The organism is Brenneria uluponensis (genome assembly GCF_032395385.1).
Classification (GTDB): Bacteria; Pseudomonadota; Gammaproteobacteria; order Enterobacterales; family Enterobacteriaceae; genus Prodigiosinella; species Prodigiosinella aquatilis.
Map to the genome: position 1 here is coordinate 946083 of NZ_CP135917.1, position 15683 is coordinate 961765.

At 51.4% G+C, this 15683-nt stretch carries 11 protein-coding genes; 7 read left to right on the forward strand and 4 right to left on the reverse strand.

Annotated elements, in window-relative coordinates:
• From tamA to RS889_RS04415, 3 genes are read left to right on the forward strand one after another with little or no spacing between them, the layout of a single operon-like run.
• Window positions 1–1746 (forward strand): autotransporter assembly complex protein TamA, encoded by a 1746-nt coding sequence (gene tamA / locus RS889_RS04405; RefSeq protein ID WP_315710916.1) that lies wholly within the window; start codon window positions 1–3, stop codon window positions 1744–1746.
• Window positions 1743–5537, forward strand: a complete 3795-nt coding sequence (gene tamB / locus RS889_RS04410) for an autotransporter assembly complex protein TamB (RefSeq protein ID WP_315709490.1) — start codon at window positions 1743–1745, stop codon at window positions 5535–5537. The genes tamA and tamB overlap by 4 nt, the downstream gene beginning before the upstream one ends.
• 2 nt (window positions 5538–5539) lie before the next feature.
• The gene (locus RS889_RS04415; protein WP_021017560.1) at window positions 5540–5887 is read left to right on the forward strand and encodes a gamma-glutamylcyclotransferase family protein; all 348 of its coding nucleotides are present in this window, start codon (window positions 5540–5542) and stop codon (window positions 5885–5887) included.
• A gap of 159 nt (window positions 5888–6046) precedes the next feature.
• Here RS889_RS04415 and ppa read toward each other — a convergent pair whose 3' ends face one another.
• Window positions 6047–6574, reverse strand: a complete 528-nt coding sequence (ppa, locus tag RS889_RS04420; protein ID WP_021017559.1) for an inorganic diphosphatase — start codon at window positions 6572–6574, stop codon at window positions 6047–6049.
• A 185-nt stretch (window positions 6575–6759) separates the two neighbouring features.
• Window positions 6760–7377, reverse strand: a complete 618-nt coding sequence (plsY, locus tag RS889_RS04425) for a glycerol-3-phosphate 1-O-acyltransferase PlsY (protein ID WP_021017558.1) — start codon at window positions 7375–7377, stop codon at window positions 6760–6762.
• Between the two features lie 107 nt (window positions 7378–7484).
• On the opposite strand from plsY, the gene folB reads away from it, so the two are divergent.
• Both folB and bacA read left to right on the forward strand, forming a co-directional pair.
• Window positions 7485–7838 (forward strand): bifunctional dihydroneopterin aldolase/7,8-dihydroneopterin epimerase, encoded by a 354-nt coding sequence (folB, locus tag RS889_RS04430; RefSeq protein ID WP_315709491.1) that lies wholly within the window; start codon window positions 7485–7487, stop codon window positions 7836–7838.
• A gap of 187 nt (window positions 7839–8025) precedes the next feature.
• Window positions 8026–8844 (forward strand): undecaprenyl-diphosphate phosphatase, encoded by an 819-nt coding sequence (gene bacA, locus RS889_RS04435; protein WP_315709492.1) that lies wholly within the window; start codon window positions 8026–8028, stop codon window positions 8842–8844.
• 167 nt (window positions 8845–9011) lie between these two features.
• On the opposite strand, the gene RS889_RS04440 is transcribed toward bacA, so the two are convergent.
• Entirely contained in the window at window positions 9012–10256 is a 1245-nt protein-coding gene (locus tag RS889_RS04440) for a multifunctional CCA addition/repair protein (RefSeq protein ID WP_315709493.1), read from the reverse strand.
• Window positions 10257–10480: 224 nt separating this feature from the next.
• Window positions 10481–11101, reverse strand: coding sequence for a TIGR04211 family SH3 domain-containing protein (locus RS889_RS04445; RefSeq protein WP_315709494.1), 621 nt, complete (start codon window positions 11099–11101; stop codon window positions 10481–10483).
• Window positions 11102–11349: 248 nt separating this feature from the next.
• Between RS889_RS04445 and RS889_RS04450 the strand changes: the two genes are divergently transcribed.
• On the forward strand, window positions 11350–12684 hold the full coding sequence (locus tag RS889_RS04450; protein ID WP_315709495.1) for a CYTH domain-containing protein: 1335 nt from the start codon (window positions 11350–11352) through the stop codon (window positions 12682–12684).
• Window positions 12685–12733: 49 nt separating this feature from the next.
• A complete protein-coding gene (gene glnE, locus RS889_RS04455; RefSeq protein ID WP_315709497.1) occupies window positions 12734–15589 on the forward strand; it encodes a bifunctional [glutamate--ammonia ligase]-adenylyl-L-tyrosine phosphorylase/[glutamate--ammonia-ligase] adenylyltransferase in 2856 nt (951 codons plus the stop codon).
• The last annotated feature ends 94 nt before the right edge of the window (window positions 15590–15683 follow it).

A 15683-nucleotide genomic window follows, 5' to 3' on the forward strand; every position in this document is an offset into this window, starting at 1 on the left:
ATGCAACGCGGCTGTGATTTGAAAATATGTGTATTGTGCATATTGTTGGCGTTGCCTTCAGCCAGGGCAGCGTCCAATGTCCGGTTGCAACTTGTCGGGCTTAAGGGTGAATTACAAAAAAATGTCCGGGCGCGGTTATCGACAATTACACCAGACGAAGTTAGTGCCGACGGCCGTTTCCAGGCCCGTGTTGATGAGGCGATCCGACAAGGGTTGCGGGCATTGGGGTATTACGATCCTGAAATTCTGTTCAAATTCGAACCAGCGGTGAACGGTGGTCGCCCGGTACTCTTGGTTAACATCACGCCGGGAAAACCAGTCAGGATCGCCGGTGTGAATATCATTATTACTGGTCAGGCGCGAAACGATAAAGATTTTCAGCAACTGATTCAGACGAGTAAACCGCCCCTGGGAAGCATTCTGAACCATGGCGATTATGATGGCTTTAAACGCGCACTTAGCGACCTTTCCGTCAATAAGGGCTATTTCGATGCCCATTTCACTAAAAGCCAATTGGGAGTGATACAAAGCACGCGTCAAGCGTACTGGAATATTGATTACGCTAGTGGTGAGCGTTACCGCTTTGGCAAAGTTCACTTCCAGGGGTCGCAGATCCGTGAAGATTATCTGCAAAATCTGTTGCCGTTCCATGAAGGCGATGAATACACCACACAAGCATTAGGTGAATTTAACCGCCGCTTATCGGCGACAGGCTGGTTCAACGCCGCTGTGGTGTCGCCGGATTTCAGTCAGGCCACACAGAGTAAAAAACTGCCGTTGGATGCGGTGCTGACGCCACGCAGCCGCAACACGGTAGAAGTCGGGGGCGGGTATGCCACGGATGTGGGCCCCCGACTGAAAACCACCTGGAAAAAGCCATGGATTAATTCGCGTGGACACAGTCTGGAAAGCAGCCTCAGCCTGTCGGCACCGGAACAGATGCTGGATTTCAGCTATAAAATACCGCTGCTCAAGAATCCGCTGGAGCAATATTACTTGTTACAAAGTGGATTTAAACGGGAAGACCTGAATGATACCCGTTCGGATGCCACTACGCTGAATGTGGCGCGTTATTGGAATTATCCCAGTGGTTGGCAGCGGGCGGTCAACCTGCGCTGGAGTCTGGACCACTTTACGCAAGGCAGTATAACCGATACCACCATGCTGATTTATCCTGGTGTCAGCATCAATCGTACGCGCCAACGCGGTGGTCTGATGCCGTTCTGGGGAGATACCCAACGTTACTCGATAGATGTTTCCAATACGACGTGGGGTTCGGATATCGATTTTGCTATTTTCCAGGCGCAGAACGTGTGGATTCGTACGTTGGCGGATAAACATCGCTTTGTGGCCCGCGGCAATCTGGGGTGGATAGAAACCAGTGACTTTTCCCGCGTGCCGCCATCCCTGCGTTTCTTTGCCGGGGGAGACCGCAGTATCCGTGGTTATAAATACAAATCAATCTCGCCCCGTGATGATGACGATAAGCTGACCGGGGCCTCAAAGTTAGCTACTGGATCGATCGAATATCAATACAACGTCACTGGCAAGTGGTGGGGGGCGGTGTTTATCGACAGTGGTGAAGCGGTTAACGATATCAGAAAGAGTAATTTCAAAACCGGTGCCGGGATTGGTGTGCGCTGGGAATCACCAGTGGGACCAATCAAGTTTGATCTGGCCAGACCGATTGGTGATGCTGAAAAACATGGATTGCAGTTTTATATCGGTCTGGGGCCTGAATTATGAGTTGGCTAAAAAAAACCATAATTGGTTTCACCGCGTTTTTGTTGATGCTTATCCTCACTGTCGCCTTGCTGATCGGTACGACCCCGGGCCTGCATCTGGTGTTGAACAGCGCTTCGCGCTGGGTGCCGGGATTGAATATTGGCAGTGCCAGTGGTGGCTGGCGAGATTTAACACTAAAAGATCTGCATTACCATATGCCCGGCGTTTCGGCTAATGTGAGTGCATTACACTTATCGCTGTCGCTATCGCCCGCTTGCCTGTGGCGGGGGCAATTGTGTATCGATGCACTATCCGTCCAGGGTCTGGACGTCGTAGTGAAAACACAACAGATGCCAGTATCTGAGACGCAAGCCGCACCCACGGCGCCGTCAACAGAAATCACCATACCTTTTACTCTCGATCTCCAGCATTTCAGTCTGTCTAACAGCCTGGTCACCGTCGATGACATGACATTGTCATTGGCGGAATTCCGCTCCGGGCTGCATTGGCAGGGTCGAAAGTTAACACTGTTGCCAACATATATTGGATCGTTACTGGTAGCGCTACCCAAAACGCCCTCGACGAATCCTGAAACACCGCCCTCCGTGGTGAACAGTAAGCTGTCATCCCCTGGATTATCTGCGCTGTCAGAGCAACCTTTGGGGGAACGTTTGCAATCGCTGTTTGCCAAACCGCTGTTGTCAAAGATTCCTGACATTACTCTGCCGATGGATGTCACGATCACTGAAATACAAGGTAAGCAGCTACGGATTACCGGCAGTCAGGACCTGATGATCACCCGGTTTTTTTTACAGGCCAGCAATCAACGACAGAAGTTGACTCTGCAACGGTTGGACTTCCAATCGCCACAAGGCGCGTTGTTTGCTCATGGAGAGGCGACACTCGGTGGACAGTGGCCGCTAGTGATAAATGCCAACGGTGTGCTGAATATCGATCCGTTGAAGGGTGAACGCCTCAAACTGACGGTAAACGGTGCTCTGCATGAGCAATTGAACGTCGCGCTGAATCTGTCCGGGCCACAACGCGCGCAACTGACATTGCAGACAAAACCGGCGGTAGCGGGACTACCACTGTCACTTAGCCTGCAAAGTCCGCAGGTCCGCTGGCCTATTACCGGAGATGCGCGCTACCAATTGAATGATATCCATTTGAATATTAACGGTAAGGCTACAGACTATGCACTCTCACTGCATAGCGCTCTGCAGGGCAGCGAGTTACCTCCTGGTTCACTGTTACTGGAAGGTAAGGGAAATGTACGACAATTCTCTCTGACCCGCCTGCGTCTGGATGCGTTGCAGGGGAATGTGGAAATGACAGGGCAGATGGACTGGAACAACGCTATCAGTTGGAACAGTGAACTCACGCTGAGCGGTATCAATACCGAGCAGCAATGGCCGCAATGGCCCGCCCGCCTGAACGGTACACTCGTTACCCAAGGGCGCATTGAAGGACGCGACTGGCAACTGAAGATTCCACAATTACAGTTGGAGGGCAATGTCCGTCAGAATCGGCTGACAGCACAAGGTAAACTGAGCGGCAATGCCGCCGGGCAATGGAGTATCTCTGATCTTGCCCTGACGCTGGGCCGTAATCGGTTGATGGTGAAGGGAACGTTGGGGGATCAATGGAATATCACGGGTGATATTAATGCACCGGCATTGGACGGCACACTGCCCGGTCTGGCTGGGAGGATCGTGGGCAATCTCAAACTGGATGGCAACCGCGATGCGCCGCATCTGAAAACCGATCTGGCGGTGTCGGAATTACGCTGGCAAAACATGACTATCAAGCAGCTTGATATCGCGGCTGACGTGCAATCCGACAAGCAGATCCACGGGGCGATAACGGTACATTTGCAGCAGCTACACCGGGATAGCCTACGCATGAATACCCTGGCACTGCGGGTGGAGGGCAATGAAACTGAGCACCAGATGCACCTGACCATGAATGGGGAGCCGGTGTCGGGTCAACTGTCGCTGGCCGGCAGTTTTGATCGGGCACAGCAACGCTGGCGCGGTGAAATAACGAGTACTCATTTTGACACCCCGGTTGGCGAGTGGCGGTTGATGCAGGCGATGTCACTGGATTATCAGGTGGCTCAGCAGAAAATGACGATTGGTCATCACTGTTGGCATAACCCTGATGCTGAGCTGTGTGTGCCGCGTCCGATTGAAGTCGGGCCATCGGGTCAGGCAAGTCTGGTCCTGAAACGGTTTGATTTGGTAATGCTGAAGCCACTGATGGGAAATGGCACTGAACTGGGCGGTAATGTCACTGGCAATGCAGATGTCAGCTGGCAAACCGGAGCAGGGTTACCTCAGGCGAAAATTACGCTAACTGGACACGGCGTTACTGTGCAGCAACAAGTGCAGGGGAAAATGCTGCCGATTGCTGTTGAAACCCTGACACTGAATGCGGGGATCACTCATGATCAGGCGCAACTTGCCTGGGAGGTAGCGTTGCGCGGAAATGGGCGTTTTGCGGGTGATGTGCAGATTGCCGATCCGCAAAACCGACGTGACCTGAGTGGAAATGTGTCCATCAGCCATTTCTCATTGGATATGCTGAATCCGGTGTTGCGGGAAGGCGAAAAAGCAGCGGGATTGTTGAATGCCAGTCTGCGGCTGGGTGGTAATGTGCAGCGTCCTGAACTGTTTGGGCAAATGGTGCTGGAGCAGTTGGATATCGATGGTAACTGGATGCCGGTGGATCTGACTAATGGCCGCCTGGCTGTCTATTTCAACGGGGTTAATTCGACGTTACAGGGTTTCCTGAAAACCACCAATGGTCAGGTCAATCTGGCAGGGAATGCCGACTGGTCACAAGTAAATGACTGGCGAGCACATATTGCCGTCAAAGGGGAGCGTGTGCGGATTACTCTGCCGCCGATGGCCCGTCTGGATATTTCCCCCGATATCACCTTTGATGCATCGCCGCGGATACTCGCGTTAAATGGTATGGTTACTATTCCCTGGGCGAGGATTGTCGTCCATGATATGCCACCGAGTGCGGTGGATGTGTCCAAAGATGAAGTCATGCTGAATGAGAAACATCAGCCAATTACGAAGGCATCAAGTGGGATACTGATTAACAGCAACCTGATCGTGCGGATCGGGGATGATGTTTGGCTGGATGCCTATGGCCTGCATGCTCAGTTGAAAGGTGATTTGAAAGTAGCGCAGAATGAGCGTGGACTGGGGCTGAACGGCCACATCAATATACCTTCCGGCCGTTTTAAAGCCTATGGGCAGGATTTGCAGATACGTAAAGGGCAACTTCTGTTCTCCGGGCCACCGGCACAGCCGATGCTGGACATTGAGGCTATCCGTAATCCGGACAATACTGAAGATGATGTGACTGTCGGTGTCCGTATCACGGGGTTGGCGACGTCACCTCGGCTGACAATATTTTCCGAGCCGACGCTGTCGCAACAGGAAGCGCTCTCTTACCTTCTGCGTGGTCAGGGATTGGGGAGCAGTGGCACCGACAGTGCAATGATGACATCCGCACTGATTGGTTTAGGGGTTGCACAAAGTGGTCAAGTTGTGGGTAAAATCGGCGAGGCTTTTGGCGTAAGCAATTTAGCCCTGGATACACAGGGCGCTGGCGACAGTTCACAGGTGGTGGTCAGCGGTTATGTCCTGCCGGGCCTGCAGGTCAAATATGGTGTTGGTATATTTGATTCACTGGCAACGTTAACATTACGTTACCGTTTAATGCCGAAACTATACTTGGAGGCGGTGTCTGGTATCAATCAGGCATTAGATGTGCTCTATCAGTTTGAGTTTTAGCGATGCGAATTATTGTCTACGGCAGTTTACGACGCAAACAGGGAAACAGTCATTGGATGACCAATGCGCAATGGTTAGGTGACCATCGGCTTGAAGGGTATGAGCTGTATGACTTAGGTCACTATCCGGCCGCAGTGGCAGGCGAAGGGGAGATTTATTGCGAAGTCTACCGGGTTAGTTCGTCCATTTTATCAGAGTTGGATGAATTGAAACGGGGAGGGGGAGAGTATAAGCGTGCGTTAATCTCAACACCTTACGGTAGTGCCTGGATTTATCTCTATCAACGTCCTGTTACGGGGTTGCGTAGAATTACCAGTGGTGATTGGTTGAAGCGAGATACAGCAAAATAGAGTGAGAAATAAAAACACCGCGTACTGCACGGTAATACTTGTTCAGTTAAGAAGCCGAATACACGGGACTTAAGTGAATTGTATTACGCATTACGCGGTGTTTTTGACTATTGGCTGAAACGGCTCCCGCTATTTCTGTTGGGATCGGTGCGGCCTTGATTATTTTTTTGCGCGGTTGAAAGAAGCCAGAATCTCTGCTTTGGCAGCGTCAACGTCAGCCCAACCTTCAACTTTCACCCACTTGCCTTTTTCCAGATCTTTATAGTGCTCGAAGAAATGACTAATCTGCGCACGAAGCTGTTCCGGCAGGTCGGTCACGTCTTTAACATGATCGTAGTCTTTGCTGAGTTTGCTGTGGGGAACAGCAACCACTTTGGCATCTTCACCAGACTCATCGGTCATTTTCAGTACACCAACCGGACGGCAACGGATCACTGAACCCGGCTGTAACGGATACGGGGTTGGCACCAACACGTCAACCGGATCGCCATCCAGTGACAACGTGTGGTTGATGTAACCATAGTTACACGGATAGAACATGGCGGTAGACATAAAGCGGTCTACAAACAGCTCACCGGTTTCCTTATCAACTTCATATTTGATGGGATCGGCATTCGCAGGGATTTCAATAACCACGTAAATATCTTCCGGAAGATCTTTACCCGCCGGGACTGTATTCAAACTCATGTCGGTTTCCTTCTCTTCAAACCAGAAATAGAGTGGCGGCCATTATAGCCAACTCGTCAGAAAAGTTCGCGATTTTTAGGGCCTACAATCGGGAGGGAATCGGTGTGAAACGATGGGTGTACCGATAGGACTGGCTGGCCCCCATCATTTCCGTCCACCCGAAGATCATGGAAAACAGCCGCCGCTTATTTTTTCTGCGCGGGCTTGTTTTTTCGCCGCTTTTTCCAGATTTTATGTTCCTGACCACGCCACAAGCGTTGGATATTATCGTGATGGCGCATCAGAATCAGGCAGGAAAGCATCGCGACCGGGAAAGTAAGCTGTGGTTTGAACCACCAGACATAGAACGGGGCGATTAACGCACTGACAATAGCACCTAACGAGGAGTAGCCGCTCAGCAGCACGGTCAGTAACCAGGTGCCGATCATCAGGCCGGTAAGATCCCAACCGATCGGCGCGATGGCACCTAACGCCGTGGCGACACCTTTGCCACCGTGAAAGCGAAAAAAGGCCGGATAAATATGCCCAAGGCAGGCGGCAATGGCCGTCAGCCCGAGATAAAGAGGGGGGATGCCCAGCGCATAGGCTCCCCACACGGGCAACATTCCTTTCAGAATATCGAAGATCAAGACAGTGGCAGCGGCGGCTTTTCCTCCGATACGCAGTACGTTGGTAGCACCAGGATTGCCTGATCCATGCTCGCGTGGGTCCGGCAGACCGGCGATCCTGCAGACCAGAATTGCACTGGAGATCGAGCCGCACAAATACGCGAGGATAATCATGCCAAGCGCGATAGCACTCATAATACGGTTCCGTTTAATAAAGGTCGTTTTAATCTCAGCATCAATGGATAATACGCATATTCTGTCGGAAGTGGTATCCGGCAACAGTAAAAACAGAGTGTGACGTGATGGATATCGTATTTATTGAAGAACTTAGTGTGATCACCACTATTGGTGTTTATGACTGGGAACAGACTATTCAACAGAAGCTGGTGTTCGATATCGAAATGGGATGGGATAACCGTCATGCGGCGGCCAGTGATGATGTGAACGATTGTCTGAGTTATGCCGACGTCAGCGACGCAGTCATCTCGCTGGTGGCCGGGCAACGTTTTGCGCTAGTGGAAAGAGTGGCGGAAGAGGTGGCGCAATTACTGATGCAACGGTTTGGTATTCCCTGGTTGCGAATTAAGGTTAGCAAACCCGGTGCAGTGGCCCAGGCACGCAGCGTAGGGGTAATAATTGAGCGTGGTGTGCGATAACGCTGATTTATTGGAAACTGGGATTAACTTTGGTCTATCAAAAACCGGGATTAATTCTGATTTATTGGAAACAGGGATATTAAGGTAACCTAAAGGTAACCTGTATAACGTAATATGTGTTTTTTTAGTAGCGGCTCGCTGGTAGCGATGCCGCTTTTTTACGGGTTACGGAAAAGGTAAGCGTGTGATGGCGGATATGCATTCGTTACTGGTGGCATTCATTCTTGGTATAGTCGAAGGGCTTACCGAATTTTTGCCGGTATCATCTACCGGACATCTGATCATTGTGGGCCAGTGGTTGGGTTTTGAGGGCGCAACAGCTAAAACATTCGAGATTATCATTCAACTGGGATCCATTCTGGCGGTGGTAGCGGTGTTCTGGCGCCGGATGTTTGGTCTGATTGGGATTCATTTTGGCGAGGTTCCCCACGAGGGGCAGCATAATGGTCATTTAACGCTGGGGCATATCCTGCTGGCGATGATACCTGCTGTGATACTGGGTCTGGTGTTCCATGATTTCATCAAATCGCTGTTTAATCCGCGTACGGTTGCATATGCACTGGTTGTCGGTGGTTTTTTACTGTTGGCCGCCGAGTGGTTAAAGCCAAAACATCCACGTTCCGTAGGACTGGATGATATCACTTACCGCCAGGCATTTATGATTGGCTGTTTCCAGTGTCTGGCGTTGTGGCCGGGTTTCTCTCGTTCTGGAGCAACCATTTCAGGTGGGATGTTGACGGGTGTTAGCCGTTATGCAGCGTCTGAATTTTCGTTCATTCTGGCGGTGCCGATGATGCTTGGTGCCAGTGCGCTGGATCTGTACGAAAGCTGGCACTTTCTGACAAAGGCTGATTTACCGCTCTTTATCGTGGGATTCCTGACGGCGTTTGTCGTGGCGATGATTGCGATTAAAACTTTCCTGCAACTGATTAAACGGATGTCGTTTATCCCGTTTGCCATCTATCGATTCATTATCGCGGCAGTGGTGTATCTGGTCTTTATGTAAATCAGTAACCCGCCGGCCGGATCCCTCCGTTCGATCGCTATAATGTGATATCTGTAAGGTTCCCGGGGATAAAATTTCAGAAAATTCTTATCCCCGACCTGCACATGAAAGCATGACGCGGTAATGACGCAATATTGCCTTCGGATATGGTTTTTATTGCGGCCAGATTATGAGCGGTCGGAAACACCAGACTGCTGTGCTTTCCAGCTTTCCAATGCACTAAGGCGCCGACGCTGTAATTCTTCTCCGATTTCGGCATTCTGAAATCCTGCGGCAATCACTTCTGCATTGGTAACTTGGCTGGCGACCTGAAAAGCCTGCCGCAGGTAGTCACCTTGGGGATATGCCGCGTGTTCAAAACCGGTGCGGCCCTGGGCGTCCGCTTCTCCGGTAATAATCAACTGTTCCAGCCGTTGTGGTTTGCGCCAGACGTCAATCGCACTAAGCAGTTTCAGTAACGTCTTGGGTTTCAGGATCTGTACGTTATGCATCAGGTCGTGATATTTGGCTACAATTCTGGCCAGATCTCTTAGTGCATTGGGAATACGCAAGCGATGACACAATGCATCCACCAGCTTGGCGCCTGCCGGCCCATGGCCATGATGAAGTGGCCACTGTTCGGGCGGGGTCAACCCTTTACCCAGATCGTGGCACAATGTGGCGAAGCGCACATCAAGGCTCGGGCTCAGGCGGGCGGCCATCTCCAGTGCCATCATCGTGTGGATACCCGTATCGATTTCCGGATGCCATTTGGCCGGTGCCGGAACACCATACAGGCGGTCAATTTCGGGGAACAACACTGCCAGCGCGCCGCAATCACGCAAAACCTGAAAATAGATTTGCGGATCCTGCGTTCCCAGTGCTTTTTCCGTTTCTTTCCAGACTCGTTCTGGTGTCAGATATGCCAACTCATCTTCTCGGGTCATCCGTTGCATTAATGCCATGGTTTCTTCAGCAATATGAAACCCCAGATGAGCATAGCGAGCGGCAAAACGGGCGACACGCAAAACCCGTAACGGATCCTCACCAAAGGCGTCGGAAACATGGCGTAAAATACGGTTTTGCAGATCGCGCCGACCTTCATAAGGATCAATAAGATTGCCGTTTTCATCCTGAGCGATGGCATTAATGGTTAAATCCCGACGTTGTAAATCTTCTTCCAGCGTGACATTCGGTGCGGCATCGCAGATAAAACCCGTATAGCCTTTACCGGCTTTTCGCTCAGTTCGTGCCAGTGCGTACTCTTCCCGGCTGACAGGGTGCAGGAAGACCGGGAAATCCTTTCCCACCTGCTGATAACCCAACGCCAGCAAATGTTCTGGTGTCGTGCCAACCACAACCCAGTCACGTTCCGTCACCGGTCTGTTTAACAAGCCGTCACGTACTGCACCGCCAACAAGATAAATCTTCAAGCCCGGCTCCCTTCCATCCGATATTACGGTTTATGTTTTTACCGCATACTATAGACTCCCCGTCATCTTTCAAGTCGCGGGTGCGTTGCCCGCCCCAGTCACTTATTGGCATAAGTTCCAGGGAATTCATTCGGTTATCGCTTTTCTACACGTTGAAATCTATTGGGTATCGCCGTTATTTTTATTCTCATTGGGGTCGTCACTATCAGATGTTGATGATGTGCCTATCCCATCCAGCGATCGTTCTTCTTGCGGCGCGGGATGAGATGTGGCAGCAGTAAACCAAGCAACAATCCGGCACCGGCTACGCCGCCACCGTACATAAACCACTGTAAAATGAGCGTGCGCTTTTTGTCATCTAACTGCACGCTGGCCGCGCTGACCTTTTGTTGCGCCGATCGCAGTTGTGCTTTCAAATCCTGATTATTCTTTTGTAGCCCGCTGATGATGCTGTCGCTGGCATCCACCTTCTGTTGCATGGCGGTGGTGCGCTGTTTCCAAGTCTGATCGATATTATTCAGCTTGTCCGTCAATACCTTGACTTGATTTTCCAGTTCGGGCACTCGGGTACTCAAACTGGGTGTCTGACTCAGTTGATCGAGAGGAATCCAACTGGTGTGATTTTTGTCATCGCGGATCTGAGCATAACCCGCGTTGTCATTCACGCTTAGTAGCGTGACTTCTGCGCCAGCTTTCAGCGCGCCAACGATACGGTATTGATTACCCGGGCCGCTATGGGTGTAGGTGATTAATTCATCGGAGATATAGCGCTTTTCTTCTGCATGGATAGAAAAACTGCAAACGAGAGCGATAAGGCAGATAAAAATAGAACGTGATTTATGCATAAGATCATTATGTTATGTGAGTAGTTAGCGAAGAGTCGGAGAATAAGTCTGACTATGCAGGCGGAAAACCTGAATGAGAACTGTCTTACTCTGGTAAAGGTGCATTCCTGAATTATAACCTGTGATTCGTCTCGCAGAAGAATAACAGCAATGCAGCGAACCTCGGTATCCGATACGCCTAAAAGTAGCAAGGTGACGTAAAATGTTATTTACTGGCGTCATTATTACTGAACCCGGTGTTGTAGATTATGAGTGAAGAGATCGAGCTAAAGTTTATTGTCCATCCAGATACCGCTAGTTCTTTACGGCAGCAACTGAATGACTGGCAGAGTGAATACAGTCATAGCGAGCATCTTCAGGCGCAGCAGTTAGCAAATACTTACTATGAAACCAAAGATGGCTACCTGCGACAGCATGGTATCGGCTTGCGTGTGCGTGGCGAAAATGGTCATTATGAAATGACCGTCAAAACAGCGGGTAAGGTTGTTGGCAGTTTGCACCAACACCCGGAATATAATGTCGATTTGACCAGCCCGCAGTTGGATATCAGTCTATTGCCGGAAGATATCTGGCCGGAAGGGTGTGATATGGCTGTACTGGCGCAAGCGCTTCAGCCGTTGTTCAGTACGGATTTTCGTCGTGAAAAGTGGGTAGTGACTTACGCGCAAAGCGTGATTGAAATGGCACTCGATAGCGGTGAAATTGTTGCAGGTCATCACCGTGAGCCTATTTGCGAATTGGAACTTGAACTGAAGGTTGGCAGAATCGAAGATCTACTGTCATTTGCCAATGAGCTGTCCGATGTCGGGGGACTGCGTCAAGGCAGTTTAAGCAAGGCCGCTCGCGGGTATCATCTGGCAAAAGGCAATCCACATCGTGAACGGCGGCCGCTGGCGTTCATGCCGGTAGAACCCAAGATGACTCTCGATCAGGCTATTCGTGCCGGATTGGAATATGCATTAAGCCACTGGCAATATCATGAAGAATTGTGGGTTCGAGGTAATGCGGCCGCTCGTGAAGCATTGCCAGAGGCAGGCACCATGCTTCGGGAAATGCTGGTGCTGGTAGGCGGCGTGGTGCCACGTAAAGTCACGGCGTTATTTCGGGCGGCATTAAGTCAACTGGAAGCACTGGTTGACGCGAATCAGGATGCTGAAGCCGTCTGTTATACCAAGGATTACCTGAAAAGTAAGCTGGTACTTACTTCCTGGTTGGTGGAAGCTGGTTGGCGCCAATACATGGATAACAAGGAGCGTATGCGATTGCAAAGCTCCTACAAACGCTTTGCAGATATTATGCTGAGCCGAACGTTATCCGAGCTCAAGCAGGTATTCAGCCACTCGCTGGACACCCTGCAATATTCACAACAGTTGCCGCGCCTGAGGCGTGGAGTTTGTGCATTTCTGCTGCTTTCCGGTTTTTATCCTGTTCATGAAGCGACAAGTTATCTGCGTTTCTGGCGAGACATGGAAGATATTATTGCCCATCTTTCACCAGGAGATAACCTTCCGCATCAATTGGAGCTCAGCCGTAAGCAGGCCATATCGCAACCCCCATTCTGGCTGAGTAGCGCCAATAATTGATAACTGAAGCCGCCTGCATGCTGTCAGGCGGCCGTGCAAGGATATTGCCATGCCCAGTAGTCCTACGCAGGTTTTCCCCTTATCCGAACCGCTGGTTGCTCAGGCCCAATGCATCATGGCGCGACTACGAGAGCAGGACGTCTCCACCATATTCTCTGAGCAGGAACAGGCCGTACTGGCGCTCAGTGATTTTGTCAGTGATGCACTGACGCTCCACGCTGACTGGTGGCAAGAAATGCATCAGCAGCCGCCACAGCCAGACGAGTGGAGGAATTATGCTCAATGGCTGGCCGCAGCGGTGGGTGAGGCGACAGATGATAACGGGTTGATGAGGATACTGCGGTTGTTCCGGCGCCATATGCTGGTGTGTATTGCGTGGTCACAAATCCTGCAAACCAGCACCACGGAACAAACGTTGCTTCAGCTCAGTACCTTGGCGGAGTTGCTGATTATGGCGGCGCGCAACTGGCTGTATGAAGCATGTTGTCGCGAATGGGGAACGCCGTGCAATGTGGCGGGCGATGCACAACCGCTACTGATCCTCGGCATGGGAAAACTGGGCGGCGGAGAGTTGAACTTTTCGTCGGATATCGACCTGATTTTTGCCTACCCGGAAAATGGTCAAACCCGCGGCGGACGTCGTGAGTTGGATAATGCCTCGTTTTTTACCCGTCTGGGGCAACGGCTGATCAAGGTACTGGATCAGCCGACTGTTGATGGTTTTGTCTACCGTGTCGATATGCGATTGCGGCCGTTTGGCGATAGCGGCCCACTGGTGCTGAGTTTTGCGGCGCTGGAGGATTATTATCAAGAACAGGGACGAGACTGGGAACGGTATGCGATGGTGAAAGCGCGTCTGATGGGTGGAACGGAGGACCGCTACAGTCAGGAACTGATGAGCATGCTGCGGCCTTTTGTGTATCGTCGTTACATTGATTTCAGCGTGATTCAATCATTACGTAATATGAAGAGCATGATCGCGCGGGAGGTTCGCCGTCGTGATTTACGTAATAATATTAAGCTGGGCGCTGGCGGTATTCGCGAAATTGAATTTATCACTCAGGTATTTCAGTTAATTCGTGGTGGCCGGGAACCGGTGCTGCAATCGCGCTCGTTATTGCCCACGTTAGATCAAATAGGGACGCTGGGATTGCTGGCTCCGCCGCTGGTTTCCCAACTGCGTACCGCTTACTTGTTCCTGCGCCGGCTGGAAAATCTGTTGCAGTCGATTGCTGATGAACAGACACAGACGCTACCGGCTGATGAGCTCAATCAGCAGCGCCTGGCCTGGGGAATGGGAGTAGAGAGCTGGGCACAGCTGTGCGAAGCGTTACAGCAGCATATGCAGGCGGTACGCGCGGTATTTAATGATCTGATTGGGGATGACGCACCGGACGGCAGCGAAACGCCAGAATATACGCGCTATGGCAGTTTGTGGCAGGATCTGCTGGATGAAGCGGATTTGGCGTCATTGATGCCGCAATTGACAGAAGGCGTCCGCGAGACGCTGTTACGTAACATCATGGATTTCCGGAGCGATCTGGCAAAGCGGACTATTGGCCCGCGGGGCCGGGATGTGCTCGACCAACTGATGCCGACGCTGTTGGCGCAGGTATGTCAGCATGAACAGGCTGATAACATTCTGGCGCGTATTACGCCGTTGTTACTGGGTATTGTCACCCGCACCACATATCTGGAATTGCTGCTGGAATCCCGTGCAGCGTTAATCCATCTGATTCGGTTATGTGCGGCGTCACCGATGATTGCCAACCAATTAGCCCGCTATCCGCTACTGCTGGATGAATTGCTTGACCCTGCCACCTTATATCAACCCACCGCGCCACATGCTTATGCCGATGAACTGCGGCAATACATGATGCGTGTGCCGGAAGAGGATGAAGAACAGCAACTGGAAGCATTGCGTCAGTTTAAGCAGACCCAACAACTGCGTATCGCTGCCGGGGATATTGCCGGGGCATTGCCGGTAATGAAGGTCAGCGATCACTTAACCTATCTGGCGGAAGCGATTATCGCTGCCGTTATTCAGCAGGCATGGAGCCAGATGGTGGCCCGGTTCGGACAACCATCGCATCTGCATCAGCGCGAGGGACGTGGTTTTGCCGTTATCGGCTATGGCAAACTGGGTGGCTGGGAACTGGGCTACAGTTCCGATCTCGATCTGGTGTTTCTGATCGACTGTCCGTCTGATGTCATGACCGAGGGTGAACATAGCATTGATGGCCGTCAGTTTTACTTGCGGCTGGCCCAGCGGGTAATGCATCTGTTCAGCACCCGTACCTCGTCTGGCATTTTATATGAAGTGGATGCGCGCCTGCGCCCGTCCGGCGCGGCAGGCATGTTGGTCAGTACCGTGGAGGCCTTTGACGACTATCAGCGTACTGAAGCCTGGACTTGGGAACATCAGGCGCTGGTACGTGCACGCATGGTCTATGGGGAAAAACAGATCCAGCAGCAGTTTGAATCTATTCGCCAGGCTATTCTTTGCCGTCCCCGTGATGGTGACCGACTGCGTATTGATGTCCGGGAAATGCGGGAAAAAATGCGCCTCCATCATGCCAGCAAATCTCAGGATTGGTTTGATCTGAAAGCGGATGCCGGCGGCATTACCGATATCGAATTTATCGTCCAATATTTAGTGCTGTGCTATTCCGCTCAAGAGCCACGATTGACACGCTGGTCCGATAATGTGCGCATTCTGGAGCTGATGGCCCAGTATGACATTATGGAAGAACGTGAAGCCACGGCCCTGAAGCTGGCTTACATCACACTGCGTGATGAGATGCACCATCTGGCGTTGCAAGAACAGTCTGGTCGGGTCCGGGCCGACCGGTTTATGGCCGAACGTCAACAGGTACAGCAGAGCTGGGCAACATGGCTGGGTTGAGAGTGTGTTCGCATAATAGTCAATGTGGCGGTGGATTGTCATTGTTCTGTCAGTGCCTGTGATAGTATAGCGCGCGTCAAATTGAACCCATTTT

Coding starts and splice junctions, on each gene's coding strand:
- tamA (WP_315710916.1), top strand. CDS start 1: ATGCAACGCGGCTGTGATTTGAAAATATGTGTATTGTGCATATTGTTG.
- tamB (WP_315709490.1), top strand. CDS start 1,743: ATGAGTTGGCTAAAAAAAACCATAATTGGTTTCACCGCGTTTTTGTTG.
- RS889_RS04415 (WP_021017560.1), top strand. CDS start 5,540: ATGCGAATTATTGTCTACGGCAGTTTACGACGCAAACAGGGAAACAGT.
- ppa (WP_021017559.1), bottom strand. CDS start 6,574: ATGAGTTTGAATACAGTCCCGGCGGGTAAAGATCTTCCGGAAGATATT.
- plsY (WP_021017558.1), bottom strand. CDS start 7,377: ATGAGTGCTATCGCGCTTGGCATGATTATCCTCGCGTATTTGTGCGGC.
- folB (WP_315709491.1), top strand. CDS start 7,485: ATGGATATCGTATTTATTGAAGAACTTAGTGTGATCACCACTATTGGT.
- bacA (WP_315709492.1), top strand. CDS start 8,026: ATGGCGGATATGCATTCGTTACTGGTGGCATTCATTCTTGGTATAGTC.
- RS889_RS04445 (WP_315709494.1), bottom strand. CDS start 11,101: ATGCATAAATCACGTTCTATTTTTATCTGCCTTATCGCTCTCGTTTGC.
- RS889_RS04450 (WP_315709495.1), top strand. CDS start 11,350: ATGAGTGAAGAGATCGAGCTAAAGTTTATTGTCCATCCAGATACCGCT.
- glnE (WP_315709497.1), top strand. CDS start 12,734: ATGCCCAGTAGTCCTACGCAGGTTTTCCCCTTATCCGAACCGCTGGTT.